Here is a 14482-nt window from a genome sequence, read left to right as displayed (position 1 = left end):
TTAATATGAATTGTTTGCCCGATGATCTGAGCCTTTTCTAAACAAAGCAGAAGTAGTACCTACAGGGAAACCGTTTATACAAAACAGGACAAAACAGAATGAAGAAATTTTTATTTATTGCAGGCGGATTAATCTGCTTGTTTTTAAACGTTCAAGCCCAGAAAAAGAACATCGATAAAGTGGTTTCGGTTCTGGGTAACAACATCATCCTCGCTTCTGAGCTCAATCAGCAGTATGTGATGTACCTTAACCAGGGTAACCCACCTGATGAAAAGGTAAAATGCTACATCTTACAGCAAATGCTGGTACAAAAACTTCTGAAACAACAAGCTGAAATCGACTCCGTGTATGTGGAAGACGATCAGGTGGATAATGAGGTAGACAGAAGGATGCGTTACCAGATCCAGCGTGCTGGTGGTCAGGATCGTTTAGAAACTTTCCTTAACCGTTCCGTACTGCAGTACAAAGACGAAATCAGACCGGATGTACGTGATCAACTTATTGCCAACAAGATGCAGGGTAAAATCACCGAGAACGTATACGTAACCCCTATCGAAGTAAAGAAATACTTCGAATCTTACTCGAAAGATAGTCTTCCAGACATCAATACAGAGTATGAGATTGGTGAGATCGTGATGCACCCGGAATTAACCAAAGCAGAAAAACAAAGATATTACGACAAGCTGGATGCGATCAGACTTCGTGTTAAGAGCGGTGAAGACTTCGGCTTCCTTGCTAAAACCTACTCTGAGGATCCTGGTTCCGCAGCAGATGGTGGTGACCTTGGTTTCTTCGATAGAACCGTAATGGCGAAAGAATTTACTGCCTGGGCGTTTAAACTTAAAGCTGGTGAGGTTTCCCCGGTATTCGAAACCGAGTTTGGATACCACATTCTACAAGTTATTGAACGCCGTGGTGAACAGGTTCATGCACGCCACATCCTTGTGCGTCCGCAAACCACGCCTCAAAGCATGGAACGTCTGAAGTTACACGCTGATTCCATCTACAAAAACATCACAGATAAAAAGCTGCCATTCTCAACTGCCGCTTCACTTTACTCGAGCGACAAGGAAAGTAAGTACAACGGCGGTATGAAGTTATTCTCGGATAACGTTACCGCAAGAACAACATACATCCCTGCAGACAAAATTGAACCAGGCGACTTCCTTGTAATTGACACGATGAAAGTTGGTAGTGTTTCCAGACCTGTTCCTTTTACCGGCCAGGACGGCAAAGAAGGTTACAAGATTATCTTGTTGAAATCTAAGATTCCACCGCACAAGGGTAACCTGGAGCAGGATTACGCAAAGTTCAAAGAACGTGCACAGGAAGAGAAAATGGACAAGGTACTAAGCGAATGGTTCGAGAAACGTCGCGAAAACACCTACATCAAGATAGACGATGAGTTCACCGACTGTAGCGACCTTAAAATATGGACAAAAGGTGCTGCTAAGTAATAGCCATCAACAGCCACAAAACCCGGAACAATTCACAAACCCGGAATAATGACCAAACCGGAATAATCACCAAAGCGGAAAAATCCCCAGAACTGGACTAATCTACATAACCCGGAATAGTATACAAAAAGAAGCGCCTGATCATCATCTGATCAGGCGCTTCTTTTTGTAATTACCTTTTCTTCGCTGGCTTCACCATCTGGAAGATGTTCGGGAAGTCTGACACAACCCCATCTACACCCAGCCCCATCAGGTAGTTCAGGTCTTTCACCGAATTTACCGTCCATGGAATAATCTTTATGCCCAGATTGTGGCAGCGCTCCACCAAGCCCTTCCCCACCAGCACATGGTACGGACTATAAACGGTAGGCTTAAATCCAAGTGCCTCTATGTTCTGCTCCAGGTCGACCTTTTCGTCTACAACCAGCGATGTCTTAATCTTTGGATAGTGCGCATGCAGGTACTGCAGTGTACGGATGTCGATGGACTGGATCATCACCCGCTTCGCAATCTTCTTTTCATTAACCACTGCCATAATCAGCTCCACGAACTCAGAAGCTTCAGGCTGAAATTCCACATCACCTTTACGGATTAAGCTTGTCTCAATGTTGTAGAATGGCTTTGCGCGCTTTGTTGCTTTCGCATGTGCTTCGGCCGAGTCGATCACTTCAGCCAGCAGAGGCTTGTAAGCTTTGTACTTCTGCTGCCCCGGAAAACGGGCGTGCACCTTACTGCCGACATCAAATTTCTTCACCTGCTCATAATCCATCTTGAAGATGTTATAGTTCTTCTGATCCTTCAAGGTAATCTCTTTGCCTTGCGGGGTTAGGCTGAACTCATGGTTGAAATAGGGTTCATGCGACAATACCGGCTGCCGGTCTTTCGTGATGACCACATCCATATTCAGGGTTGTAACACCCAGATCCAAGGCGCGGATCATGCCGCCTACCGTATTTTCAGGCATTATACCACGAGCACCCATGTGCCCCTGTAAATCAAACTTCTGCGCCGATGCACTCAAACTCAGTGCGGCCAGGGAAATAATTAAGTATGCTTTTTTCATGTATCAAGTGTATATGTAGCGTTACGCTTATATGCTTTCATCCAGTGCGTTTCGACACTGGATTCTTCTAATATTAAATTGTCCAGAACCAATGTACCCGACCATCATTAACGATCATAGCGCCAAGCCTTTTCAGGCCGGTTAACCTGCTAAAATTATCAACATTCAGATTTAAGACCCTCAACAACCCTATCTCGCGTCTCCTAAACACTCCAATAATCATAGGGCCATTAAGCTTTGAGCATTTCTTAAAAATCCCCTAATCTCTCAAATTAACATTGCGCCCAGTTCTATTTAGATTAACGCCCAAAACGTCATTATCCGTTAATTGCTGTTGTAAAAAAGAAGTTGATTGCTATTGTAAAAAGAAAAGGGTTCCTTAAATGAATAAGAAACCCTCTCCGAAATATCGTATCTACTAGCGTTCCGCAGGGGTGTAGATCTGCAGGATCAGATTCCAGTTATGGTCTGCCTGACGCTCGTATATGTTCACGTAATGGAAGCTCTCTCTAAGATCCGCTTTGTAATCGATCGTAGCAACACCATAAGTATAAGCCAGATCACCACCTAGTGCTTTATCTGCTTTGGTAGTTTTGAAAGAGATCTTGCTCACCATGCTGTTGTAAAAAGCAAGCATATTGTCTTTCCCAATGATCGGCTCACGACCAGGAAACAACAACCTCGCATCGTTGCTCAGGAACCCTGAAAACGCCGCAATGCCGTATGATTTCAAAGAAGTCTCAAGCGTCTTTTCAGTCGTCAGGATAATCCCTTTCCCCGTTGCAATATCCTTATCATTGGTGTATTTCGGCTTCACAAACGAAGCAGGCTCAATGAACTTCGGCGTTACCTTGTTCAAAGGCTTGTTGTGTGTCGTACCAAGATCAAGCGCCAGCTGCCACTTGCCGTTAACCATCTTCCAGATGCTCAGGTAATCACCATAGGTCTTCTCCGCACCCTCATGGATGTATGCACCCGAAGTGAAACCCCAGTCACCGCTCTTAGAAACCTTCGCATATGCAGGTGTCCAGCTCAAGCCCTTGCTGTCTGCGCCTTTAGCATGATAATCTCCGGCATTCACCGGATTTGGTGCAAACGTAATCGCATCCGAAGCAGCGTATTGTGCATAAGCTTCCTTGGTACCATTCTTTGCAACACTAGCCGCAAAATCTTTCTCTGTATTCACTAGCGACTTGGTCGTACCGTCATTCTTCTGTGCAAAACCAGACAGCGCAATGGTCGTCGCAACTACCGTGGTAAGTATATTTTTAAACATCATGATCTTCGTTATTTGTGCTAATATAAGGTTTGTATTACATTTTATTCCAGGTGGTTCCTTCTTTACTGTCTTTTAACAGGATGCCCATCGACTGCAAACCAATTCTAATCTTGTCCGATGTTGCATAATCCTTGTTCTCTTTCGCCGCCTGGCGAATGTCAATCACGAGGTCAAGCACCGAGTTCAGCTCCTCATTGGAAGCATCCTCATCTTTCAACCCGAAAACGTCAAACAGGAACTCCTGCATCACGCTTTTCAGCAGTTCCAGATCCGCAGCGTTGATCTTACCTTTGCCGTCGTAAACCGTATTGATGATCCTTGCAGCCTCAAACAGCTCTGCAATCACCACCGGACTGTTAAAATCGTCGTTCATCGCAGCAATGCAATTCTCCTTGATGCTGGCGATGTCGAAATCACTTACACCGGCTTCATCAGCCACAAGCTTATCCATCACGTGCACGGCATTCATCAACCTCCTGAAACCCTTTTCCGAAGCATCCAGCGCATCATTGGAGAAATCCAGCGTACTGCGGTAATGGGCCTGCAGCATAAAGAACTTAACCGTCATCGGGCTAAAGCCCTTCTTAAGCAAAGGATGATCGCCTGTAAACAGCTGATGTGGTAAAAACCCGTTTCCAGCGCTTTTAGACATCCTTGTGCCGTTCACTGTCAGCATGTTCGTATGCATCCAGTACTTCGCAGGTTGCACGTGGTTACATGCTTCAGACTGTGCAATTTCGTTCGTATGGTGCGTAGCAGCAAGGTCCATCCCACCGCCGTGGATATCAAACTCATGACCCAGGTACTTCGAGCTCATCGCCGAACACTCAATGTGCCAGCCCGGGAAACCCATGCCCCATGGCGAAGGCCACTGCATCAAGGTCTCCGGCTTCGCCTTAATCCACAGTGCAAAGTCCAACCGACCTTTCTTCTCATCCTGCCCACCCAACGCGCGGGTATTGTGCAGCATGTCTTCCAGGTTCCGGTTCGTTAATATCGTGTAGTTATATTTTTCACTGTACTTCTCCACATCGAAATAAACATTGCCACCAATTTCGTACGCAAAGCCTTTATCAATAATCTCCTTCACCATTTCAATCTGCTCAATGATGTGGCCTGTAGCCGTCGGCTCAATGCTCGGCGGCAAAGTGTTAAACATCCCAAGCACCTCATGGAAGCCCAGCGTATACTTCTGCACAATCTCCATCGGCTCCAGCTGCTCCAGCTTGGCGCGTTTTGCAAACTTATCATCACCCTCATCACGGTCGCCTTCAAGGTGCCCCGCATCGGTAATGTTCCGCACGTAACGTACCTTATAACCGCAGTACTTTAAGTACCGGAAAATCAGGTCAAAAGAGATGAACGTACGGCAGTTCCCCAAATGCACATCGCTGTATACGGTGGGACCACAAACGTACATCCCGACATTCGGACTGTTTAAAGGCACAAAAAGTTCTTTCTTTCTGGATAAGGTATTATAAAGCTGTAAGCCGTCTATCATTTGAATGAAAATTAGATATTATGGATTTAGTCTCAGATCAGCACGGACCGGAAAATGGTCAGACAATCTGGCATTTTTCACCAGGTGGTTGATGATCTCTATGTCTTTCGTTGTTGCGATATAGTCAATCTGGAAGTTCGGGAATTTACCGTTATAGGTGCGCCCAAGGCCTTTTCCCTGCTCATCGAAACTCTTGTTCAGCTTGCTGGTGAGCTGCGTCACCGCGTAAGAAGCTGGCGTATCATTGAAATCCCCGGCGATCAAAAAAGGCGTCGTACAGGAGTCCATATGATTCTTCATGATGTCGACCTGCTTGCTGCGCTTCTTAAAAGCCATGTTCAGCATGTACAGGATCCGCTTGGAGGAACCCAGTTCCGGGTCCATCTTCTCCCTTACTTTATTGATGTACTCGTAATCACCCGGACCAAAGGAGATGCTTTGCAGGTGCACATTATACACCCGCAGGGTCGTATTCTTCACTTTCAGATCCACGTAAATGCTGGCATTCCCATTATGGGTGCCCTCAAACTCAATAAATCCTTTCTTCTTGATCGGATACTTGGAAAAGATCGCTAAACCGTTGGCTTCATAATCATTCTCCATAGATGGGTAAAAGTAGAAATATGGGGTTTTGAGGATATCCTGAAGGCTGTCCGTCATATCATAACTGCCCTTGCGACGTGTATAATATTCCTGCATGGCAATCACATCAGGGTTCTCTGCTTTAATGATACTGAGAATCTGACTTTTCACAGAGTCTGAATTCCCGGCCTCAAATGGGCGGAAACCGTGGACATTGTAAGTCATCATCCGAACCAATGACGTATCTGCTTTCGGACCTATCCCTGCTTCACCGGTAAACCGGAAAGTAGAGGTCAGTGCATTCCAGCCCAGGCCAATGATCAGCACCGTAGAAAACGCCAATACCCAGCGGCGACGGATGATCCACCAGCTGGCCATAAAGATGTTCAACAACAGAAAATACGGATAAGAAAGTCCGAAGAACGGGATGTACTTGCTTTTACGTGGATCCACATAACCCGCCAGACTACCGAGGATCAGCGCAATGATGAGCCCCAATGCCAGCAGTCTAACTAAAATATCTAAAAAGGTTAGTTTCCTCCGCTTCATTAATGATTACTCGCTTTAAACAAAGTTTCCTTCTCTTCCTTACTCAATTTATCGTAACCGGTTTTAGAGATCTTATCTAAAATCGCATCAATCTCACTTTGTGCAATACCCGAGCCGGATTTAGATGAAGCAGGTTTATAGGTCTGATTTTTCACGACCTTCAGCTTCGGCTTCTTCTTAAACAGGTTGCTCCAGTCTGTGCCCCCGCGAAGTACCCGGATGTAAGCAAAGCCAAGCAGTGCACCGCCAATATGTGCGATATTGCCACCCGCGTTTGCAGATCCGACGCCAATTAACGACAACAGGATATATGCCAATGCAAGGTATTTCAGCTTCACGTTCCCCAGGAACAGCATGCGTATCTCGTAATCAGGCACCAGCGTTGCAGTCGCAGCCACAATGGCCATTACTGCTGCCGAGGACCCAATCAAGTGTGCGGTTGGAATTGCCGGGCGGAACACCGGGAAGGCATAAAAAGCAGCGGTAAAAAACAGTGCACCTGCAATACCTCCTGCGAGGTACACAAAATGAAACTGTCTGCTGCTCAAAAAATTCATGAAAATGGTGCCCAGCCAGTAAACCCACAACATGTTGAAAAGTACGTGGAAAAACCCATCGTGGAAGAACATGTAGGTCAACAGCGTATAAAAACGCAGCGGCAGTGCGGTCACATCTGCCGGAAAGGCGAAGTATTCACTAACAATGGCCGAAACACCACCCGTGCCATTACCGGAAAGAAACACCATCACACCCAACAGTGCTGTCACGATAAAGATGATTGCATTCAGCCCGATGTATAAGAATATCGGATTGCCTGAACGAAACACTTTGTACTTCAAATCTTCTAATAGGCCGTTATTCATAATAATCGTAATAAGTATGTCTATCCTTGTCCTTCCATAATTTCACCAGAATGAAGCCAAGCAGGGCGCCGCCCAAATGCGCATAGTGCGCCACGGAATCCCCCTGAAACTTTGCAACACCCAGGAATAACTCAATAACGATATAAACCGGCATAATGTACTTTGCCTTAATGGCTACCGGAATAAACATGATGTACATTTCAACATTCGGATACAACATCCCAAAAGCAACGAGCAAGCCGAAGATCGCACCGGAAGCGCCCACCATTGGGCCAATATAAATGCCCAGTAGGGTCTGACTCTGCTCACGTGTAAGCCCGGTCAGGTTGGTGCCCGCCATCCCTTCCGCAAGGTCGATGGTCACCGCGCCATGATTCACAATGGATCCGGTAATGTTATAAACCTCTATCGACTGCACCAGAAGCTGTAATGCCAGTGCACCCAAACCCGTAATCAGGTAAAAGTTCAGGAACTTCTTCGGCCCCCAGCGGTTCTCCAGCACACTTCCAAACATGTATAAAGCAAACATGTTGAACAGGATGTGCGTAAAGCCACCATGCATAAACATATAGCTTATCGGCTGCCAGATCTTAAACAGTGGCGAATCAAAGTAGAAAGCACCCAGATAAAATGCCAGGTCAATACCTTTGGATTGCATAACCCAGGTCGCAACAAAGAAAAGAATGTTTATGATCAGCAGGTTCTTAACTACTGGTGGGATCTGGATATTATTCATGTTTATCGGTCAAATTTTTTATCTATCTCGGTCAGTCCAATGGTCTGAATAACTGGCTTACCGCTGATGCTGTAGTTAGGGGTCTTGCAGGCAAAAAGTTGTTCAATTAAAGTATTCATCTCTTCCTGCGCAAGCGAAACACCACTTTTTATCGAGCTGTTCCTGGCCATACTTCTCGCCAGTGCATCCCTTTTATCTAACTTCAATTCCTGCTGTGAGTTTTTAAAACCTTCAATTAGATGTTCAAACAGCTGGGTCTCGTTAAAAGTGTTGCTGCCGAGGTCTACCGGAATGCCTTCAATCACCAGCGTGTTCTTCCCAAACTCGCGAACTTCAAAGCCAAGGCTCTTAATGTCATCCAACAAGCTTTTTGCAAGCTCAAAGTCGTTCGGACTTAAAGTCACGGTCTGCGGAAACAGACTTTGCTGTGATGCGCCTTTACGGTCTTCCAGGTGCAGCAGGAAACGCTCATACAGAATCCGCTCATGGGCAGCCTGCTGGTCAATCACCATAATGCCCGACTTAATCTGGGACATGATGTATTTATTATGCACCTGCATCAGTTGTTTCTGCACGGGTGCAAGTTGCTCATCCTCCCCTTCGGGCGCCAGCTCCAAGGTCGATTGTTCCTCTGGCTGGTGTTTTACAATCTCATATAATGAGCCCCAGTTTTTGCTAACTGGTGCAGCTTTGTAATCATTAGCATTCTGGTACGCATACTCGCGTGAGGTACTCTTGCTCTCCCCAAAAGGATTGAAGTCCGGATTGAAGTTGATGGTTGGCGGTACAATGTCTTCCGGCTTTTTCAAGCTGATCATGCTGCTGAAACCGGTTTCCTGATCAAAGTCTATACTCGGACTGATGTTGAAGCGCCCCAAAGAACGTTTTACCGCCGAGTGCATAATCGCGTAAATCGACTTTTCTTCCAGGTATTTGATCTCCGTTTTTGTAGGATGCACGTTCACGTCAATCTTTGCCGGATCAATGTCAATGAACAACACATACAAAGGAAAATTCTCTTCGGTTAGCAATTCTTCGTAAGCCTTGGTCACCGCGTGGTTCAGATAACCGTCTTTGATAAAGCGGTTATTTACAAAAAAGAACTGCTCACCCCTGGTCTTCTTCGCAAACTGCGGCTTACCAATAAAACCTTTCAGGTTGATGATGGAGGTTTCTTCCTCCACGGGAATCAGTCGCTCGTTATAATTATTACCCAGCAAATGCACAATGCGCTGCTTTAAGCCGGAAGCAGGCAGGCGGTACACTTCCAGTCCGTCATTGTGTAAGCTGAAAGCGATATGTGGATTGGCCATAGAGATCCTTTGAAACTCGTCGATGATGTGACGCATCTCTGCAGGATTGCTCCTGAGGAAGTTTCTTCGTGCCGGGGTATTGTAGAAAAGATTCTTGATGCAAATGCTGGTTCCTGCGGGTGTTGCACAGGGCTCCTGCTTAATGAAGGTTGCGCCTTCAATCTCGATCATGGTGCCAATTTCATCCTCATGACGGCGGGTTTTCATTTCCACCTGAGAAATGGCGGCAATAGAAGCCATGGCTTCACCGCGGAAACCCATGGTCCGGATCGCGAAAAGATCCGCCGCTTTGCGCACCTTAGAAGTTGCATGGCGCTCAAAACACATACGTGCATCGGTAACACTCATGCCGCAGCCATTATCAATCACCTGGATTAATGCTTTTCCTGCGTCTTTAAGGATTAATTGTACTTTATTCGCCCCTGCATCTATGGCATTCTCCAGCAATTCCTTCACTGCCGATGCGGGTCTTTGAACCACTTCCCCGGCAGCGATCTGGTTGGCTACACTATCGGGTAGGAGTTGTATTATATCTGACATTTAAATCTCCGGTAAAGTCGCTAATTTAGCGATTATTAGCCTTAACTGTAACTTCTTTTCTATAATAGGTGTTATATGACCCAGGCCGTACAAGCTTTTTATACCTTTAACAACATGAACAAACTTAACGCTACACTGCTGCTTTGTAGCATGCTTCTTTTCAGCTGCATGGGCAAAAAAGCCGACCTGATTGTCTACAATGCAAAGGTTTATACCGTCAACGATAAGTTCGATACCGTGGAAGCCTTCGCCGTTAAGGATGGCAAAATCATCGAACTGGGCAGCAATGCCGACATTGAAAAGGTCTACGATGCCCCAGAGCGCATAGATGCCGGTGGCAAGGCCGTTTACCCGGGCTTTATTGATGCCCACGCACACTTCTACGGCTACGGCGAAAGCCTGCAAAGCGCAAATCTTACCGGCACCAAAAGCTGGGCAGAAGTCTGCGCCAAGCTCGAAGCCTTCGCAAAAGATCATCCCGAAGGCTGGCTCATCGGCCGCGGCTGGGACCAGAACGACTGGTCCGATAAGACGTTCCCCGACAAAGCTGCGCTCGACAGGCTTTTCCCTAACCAGCCGGTACTGCTTACCCGCATCGATGGCCACGCCGCCATTGCCAACCAAAAAGCACTGGACGCTGCAGGCATCAAAGCCAGCTACGAACTTACCGGTGGCGATATTGTGGCTAAAAACGGAAAACTTACTGGCTTACTGATCGATAATGCCGTAGATCTGGTCAGCTCAAAAATACCCCCAGCAACGGCGGAACAACAGGAAAAGATCCTGCTTGATGCACAAAAGAACTGCTTTGCCGCAGGCTTAACGACCATAGACGACTGCGGTGTAGATGCACCCTTGGTCGAATTTATTGAAGGCCTGCAGGCATCAAACAAGCTGAAAATGCGTTTATACCTCATGCTGTCTGATAAAAAGGAGAACTACGACTACCTGTTTAAACGCGGTGCCGTAAAGACCGACAGGCTGAATGTACGTTCTTTCAAAGTATATGCTGATGGTGCTTTAGGCTCCAGAGGTGCCTGCCTGCTGCATCCATACAGCGATATGCCTGGCAAACAGGGTTTCCTGCTAAGCAAGCCTGAACACTTCGAAGAGGTGGCTAAAAAGATTGCGCGCAACAAGTTCCAGATGTGTACACATGCCATCGGCGATTCGGCCAACCGTGCCATCCTGAAAATCTACAATAAGGTGCTTGGTGGCACCAACGATGCCAGATGGCGCATCGAACACGCACAAGTGGTTGCGCCAGAGGATTTCGCATTGTTCGGCAAAGCGAAGATCGTACCCTCCGTACAACCGACACATGCCACGTCAGACATGTACTGGGCTGCAGAACGCCTGGGCAATGAACGTGTAAAAGGCGCATACGCTTACAAGCAGCTGCTTAAACAGAACGGCTGGTTGCCACTGGGCACCGACTTCCCGGTAGAGCAGATCAATCCGCTATTCACCTTCTATGCGGCAACGGCCAGAAAAGATGCAGCCAACTACCCTGCTGGCGGCTTCCAGATGGAGAATGCATTGACCAAAGAGGAAGCGCTTCGCGGCATGACCATCTGGGCAGCGAAAGCAAACTTTGAAGAAAAAGAAAAAGGCAGTCTGGAAGAAGGCAAGTTCGCCGACTTCATCATCCTGGATCACGACATCATGAGCAATGATGACGCTAAAATCCTGAACACACAAGTATTAAAAACCTATATCAACGGAGAAAAAGTATATGAGAAAAAATAAGATCCTGAACATCTTCTTATTATCCATTCTAGCACTAACCACATTTAACGCCTGCGCACAGGATCACAAAACCAATCAGCAACGTTTAACAGCCATCAATAACATCATCAACAGTACTGTACTGCTGAACAACCACGATCAGGTCATACCGCTGAAGTCGCTGGACAAAAAGCAGATTGCCTCTGTAAATCTGGGACTGCCGCAGCAGCAGGTTATCGACAGCATGCTGAACAAATACAGCAAAGTGACAGCATTCGATGCTGCTGCTTACAAGGACCAGCGCGACTTAAACTTTCTGGAAGATGACCTGAAATACTACAATACCGTCGTGGTATCGCTTGCTGCAACGGAGAGCAACAACGCCAGATACATCAACTTCATCAATACGCTGGCAAAAAGCAAGCAGGTCATCGTTGCACTCTTCGGCAATGGCAATGCTTTAGCTTCCTTCGATATGCTGGACGCGCCAATCGTATGGACACCAGCACTGGATCCAGAAGCAGCAGCTTTGGTACCGCAGATTATCTTCGGAGGCATTCCGGCAACAGGGAAGTTAAAAGTAGCATACTCCGCTAAGTACACCCTTGGTTCAGGTTTTAACACCACCGCAACCCGACTTAAATATACGTTACCAGAAGATGCCGGTGTGAATGCTGATGACCTCAAGGAAATCGACAAGATCGCAGCAGAAGCAATCCGCGGAAAAGCAGCGCCAGGTATGGTGGTACTGGTGGCAAAAGATGGCAAAGTGATCTTTAACAAAGCATACGGCAAGCACACCTATACGGATGGGCCTGCGGAAAAGGTAACCGACATCTTCGACCTGGCTTCCATAACCAAAACTTCGGCGACTACCCCTGCCGTGATGCGCCTGGTTGAACAGCAGAAAATGAACCTGGATACCACTGTAGGCGCATACATCCCGCGTGCACGGATCAGTCCGATGAACAACATCAACGTGCGTGAAGTAATGCTGCACCAAGCCGGTTTCATTCCCTTCATCCCATTTTACAATGCGGTAAAGGCGTCTGACCACAGTGCAGATTCATCTGAAGCCTTCCCCACCAAAGTAGCGGATGGTTATTACATGCGCAAAAACTACTTTGAGGACATCATGTGGCCACAGATGTTAAATTCACCTATCAAAACACGTGGCAAGTATGTGTACAGCGACATCAGCATGTACGTAATGAAAGACATGGTGGAACGCCTGAGTGGCAAACCACTGAACGAATACGTTGCTAAGGAGTTTTATGAGCCGCTAGGCATGCAAACTGCTGGTTTCCTACCAAGAAACCGCTTCTCCAGAGATCAGATTGTACCTACAGAGAACGACACCTACTTCCGCAAAACCTTGCTTAATGGATACGTACATGACCAGGGTGCAGCAATGGTTGGTGGTGTTTCCGGCCATGCCGGATTGTTTGCAAGCGCCAATGATGTAGCCATTCTGTACCAGATGTTATTGAACAAAGGCACTTATGGTGGAACGACGTATTTCAAACCCGAAACGGTAAACATGTTTACAGCAAAGCAATCATCGGTTAGTCGCCGGGGTCTGGGCTTTGACAGATGGGATCCGGACTTGACCAAAAAGTACCCTTCAGAAACGGCTTCTAACATGACTTACGGCCATACCGGCTACACCGGAACCTGTGTTTGGGTTGACCCGGCCAGAGGCTTAGTTTATGTATTCCTTTCTAACCGGGTACATCCACTAGTTTCCGACCAGCTCTCAAAACTCTCCGTTCGCGGCAGGATCCAGGATGTCATCAATAAAGCAATCGATAAATAACACTAAAACATAAATTAAAAAAAACAGCAAGATTTGCGGGCAAGGTTCTATGATCCGGTAATTGGGAGGTGGAGTGTGATTGATCCGCTGGCGGAGAAAGGCAGAAGATGTTCACCGTATACATATGCATTTAATAACCCAATGAGACTACGGATCCCGGAGGAATGTGGCCAGACGGTAGTTACCAGACCAGTAACCTTGAGGATCTGAAAGAAACCCTGAACAAGCATCACCAATTGAATAGGTAATAATAAATATATTTATGCATGAGCAAGACCATAGTCGTATCCGAAGAAACCATCATCAATAAAATATACCTGATTAGGGGTCATAAAGTAATGCTTGACAGAGACCTTGCAGCAATGTACGGCGTGGAAACCCGTGTGTTGAACCAAGCGATAAAACGGAATGAAAAACGCTTTCCTGCTGACTTTATGTTCCAGATGACCAGTGAGGAACTATCGAATTGGAAATCACAGAATGTGATATCCAATAAAGAGAAGATGGGCTTAAGGAAGCCACCAAATGTCTTTACTGAACAGGGCGTGGCGATGCTGTCAAGCGTGCTCAACAGCGAAACAGCTATAGAGGTAAATATACAGATCATCAGAACCTTTACCCGCATCAGGCAGATGTTAAGCGAGCATACCGAAATTCGCCTGGAAGTAGAAAAAATCAAAAAGAAACTGGATAACCAGGACAAGAACATGGAAGTGGTATTCCAATACTTGGATGAACTGCTGGAGAAAAAAGACCAGCCTAAGCCGGAACGCAAAAGCATCGGTTATAAAATCAATCCCCGGTAAACTAAATAACAAGTGCTGTCCATTGAAGTCAATGGAGCAAGCGGAAGTTAGGCAAAACCTTACTTTTCGCGTCTAAAATAAGCAGGCTTTCGCGAAGTAATCGGTATTTCTTTAAAAGTGGCTTGCCTTACGTCTAAACACTTCCGTAAGTATTACTTTATTCATCTTTCAGGAACGCAGCCAAGGGAGTGTAACGGGAACTGTGTCATTTAAATTAACGCCTCTCAGAAGCCTCTATTCTCCTGAAGA

General features: G+C 46.5%; 12 protein-coding genes. 5 read left to right on the top strand and 7 right to left on the bottom strand.

The window, feature by feature from the left end:
* The first annotated feature begins 98 nt into the window (after nucleotides 1-98).
* Nucleotides 99-1457, top strand: a complete 1359-nt coding sequence (locus tag IEW69_RS06705; protein ID WP_188626075.1) for a peptidylprolyl isomerase — start codon at nucleotides 99-101, stop codon at nucleotides 1455-1457.
* 172 nt (nucleotides 1458-1629) lie between these two features.
* Here IEW69_RS06705 and IEW69_RS06700 read toward each other — a convergent pair whose 3' ends face one another.
* The 7 genes from IEW69_RS06700 to mutL all read right to left on the bottom strand — a co-directional run bounded on the left by IEW69_RS06700 (nucleotide 1630) and on the right by mutL (nucleotide 9883).
* On the bottom strand, nucleotides 1630-2520 hold the full coding sequence (locus IEW69_RS06700) for a glycerophosphodiester phosphodiesterase family protein (RefSeq protein ID WP_188626074.1): 891 nt from the start codon (nucleotides 2518-2520) through the stop codon (nucleotides 1630-1632).
* 418 nt (nucleotides 2521-2938) lie between these two features.
* Nucleotides 2939-3799, bottom strand: a complete 861-nt coding sequence (locus tag IEW69_RS06695; protein WP_188626073.1) for a nuclear transport factor 2 family protein — start codon at nucleotides 3797-3799, stop codon at nucleotides 2939-2941.
* Between the two features lie 34 nt (nucleotides 3800-3833).
* Complete coding sequence (cysS, locus tag IEW69_RS06690) at nucleotides 3834-5300, bottom strand: cysteine--tRNA ligase (RefSeq protein ID WP_188626072.1); 1467 nt, start codon at nucleotides 5298-5300, stop codon at nucleotides 3834-3836.
* Nucleotides 5301-5318: 18 nt separating this feature from the next.
* On the bottom strand, nucleotides 5319-6431 hold the full coding sequence (locus IEW69_RS06685; protein ID WP_188626071.1) for an endonuclease/exonuclease/phosphatase family protein: 1113 nt from the start codon (nucleotides 6429-6431) through the stop codon (nucleotides 5319-5321).
* The gene (locus IEW69_RS06680; RefSeq protein ID WP_188626070.1) at nucleotides 6431-7294 is read right to left on the bottom strand and encodes a rhomboid family intramembrane serine protease; all 864 of its coding nucleotides are present in this window, start codon (nucleotides 7292-7294) and stop codon (nucleotides 6431-6433) included. The genes IEW69_RS06685 and IEW69_RS06680 overlap by 1 nt, the downstream gene beginning before the upstream one ends.
* On the bottom strand, nucleotides 7287-8030 hold the full coding sequence (locus IEW69_RS06675; RefSeq protein WP_188626069.1) for a rhomboid family intramembrane serine protease: 744 nt from the start codon (nucleotides 8028-8030) through the stop codon (nucleotides 7287-7289). Before IEW69_RS06675 ends, IEW69_RS06680 begins: the two co-directional genes overlap by 8 nt.
* Nucleotides 8031-8032: 2 nt before the next feature.
* The gene (mutL, locus tag IEW69_RS06670) at nucleotides 8033-9883 is read right to left on the bottom strand and encodes a DNA mismatch repair endonuclease MutL (RefSeq protein ID WP_188626068.1); all 1851 of its coding nucleotides are present in this window, start codon (nucleotides 9881-9883) and stop codon (nucleotides 8033-8035) included.
* Between the two features lie 114 nt (nucleotides 9884-9997).
* Here mutL and IEW69_RS06665 point away from each other — a divergent pair, with 114 nt between their 5' ends.
* The 4 genes from IEW69_RS06665 to IEW69_RS06650 all read left to right on the top strand — a co-directional run bounded on the left by IEW69_RS06665 (nucleotide 9998) and on the right by IEW69_RS06650 (nucleotide 14233).
* Complete coding sequence (locus IEW69_RS06665) at nucleotides 9998-11632, top strand: amidohydrolase (RefSeq protein ID WP_188626067.1); 1635 nt, start codon at nucleotides 9998-10000, stop codon at nucleotides 11630-11632.
* Complete coding sequence (locus IEW69_RS06660) at nucleotides 11619-13427, top strand: serine hydrolase domain-containing protein (protein WP_188626066.1); 1809 nt, start codon at nucleotides 11619-11621, stop codon at nucleotides 13425-13427. Before IEW69_RS06665 ends, IEW69_RS06660 begins: the two co-directional genes overlap by 14 nt.
* A 75-nt stretch (nucleotides 13428-13502) precedes the next feature.
* A complete protein-coding gene (locus IEW69_RS06655) occupies nucleotides 13503-13637 on the top strand; it encodes a hypothetical protein (RefSeq protein ID WP_229663558.1) in 135 nt (44 codons plus the stop codon).
* Nucleotides 13638-13693: 56 nt separating this feature from the next.
* Complete coding sequence (locus IEW69_RS06650) at nucleotides 13694-14233, top strand: ORF6N domain-containing protein (protein WP_188626064.1); 540 nt, start codon at nucleotides 13694-13696, stop codon at nucleotides 14231-14233.
* Nucleotides 14234-14482 lie beyond the last annotated feature (249 nt).

Source organism: Pedobacter quisquiliarum (assembly GCF_014642175.1).
GTDB lineage: Bacteria > Bacteroidota > Bacteroidia > Sphingobacteriales > Sphingobacteriaceae > Pedobacter > Pedobacter quisquiliarum.
Note: the sequence above shows the minus strand (reverse complement) of the source record. Positions and strands in the feature narration are given on the sequence as shown.

Excerpts from the sequence above, each read along its gene's own strand:
- cysS (WP_188626072.1), bottom strand. The coding sequence starts at position 5,300 with ATGATAGACGGCTTACAGCTTTATAATACCTTATCCAGAAAGAAAGAA.
- IEW69_RS06680 (WP_188626070.1), bottom strand. The coding sequence starts at position 7,294 with ATGAATAACGGCCTATTAGAAGATTTGAAGTACAAAGTGTTTCGTTCA.
- mutL (WP_188626068.1), bottom strand. The coding sequence starts at position 9,883 with ATGTCAGATATAATACAACTCCTACCCGATAGTGTAGCCAACCAGATC.
- IEW69_RS06700 (WP_188626074.1), bottom strand. The coding sequence starts at position 2,520 with ATGAAAAAAGCATACTTAATTATTTCCCTGGCCGCACTGAGTTTGAGT.
- IEW69_RS06685 (WP_188626071.1), bottom strand. The coding sequence starts at position 6,431 with ATGAAGCGGAGGAAACTAACCTTTTTAGATATTTTAGTTAGACTGCTG.
- IEW69_RS06650 (WP_188626064.1), top strand. The coding sequence starts at position 13,694 with ATGAGCAAGACCATAGTCGTATCCGAAGAAACCATCATCAATAAAATA.
- IEW69_RS06705 (WP_188626075.1), top strand. The coding sequence starts at position 99 with ATGAAGAAATTTTTATTTATTGCAGGCGGATTAATCTGCTTGTTTTTA.
- IEW69_RS06660 (WP_188626066.1), top strand. The coding sequence starts at position 11,619 with ATGAGAAAAAATAAGATCCTGAACATCTTCTTATTATCCATTCTAGCA.
- IEW69_RS06695 (WP_188626073.1), bottom strand. The coding sequence starts at position 3,799 with ATGATGTTTAAAAATATACTTACCACGGTAGTTGCGACGACCATTGCG.
- IEW69_RS06675 (WP_188626069.1), bottom strand. The coding sequence starts at position 8,030 with ATGAATAATATCCAGATCCCACCAGTAGTTAAGAACCTGCTGATCATA.
- IEW69_RS06665 (WP_188626067.1), top strand. The coding sequence starts at position 9,998 with ATGAACAAACTTAACGCTACACTGCTGCTTTGTAGCATGCTTCTTTTC.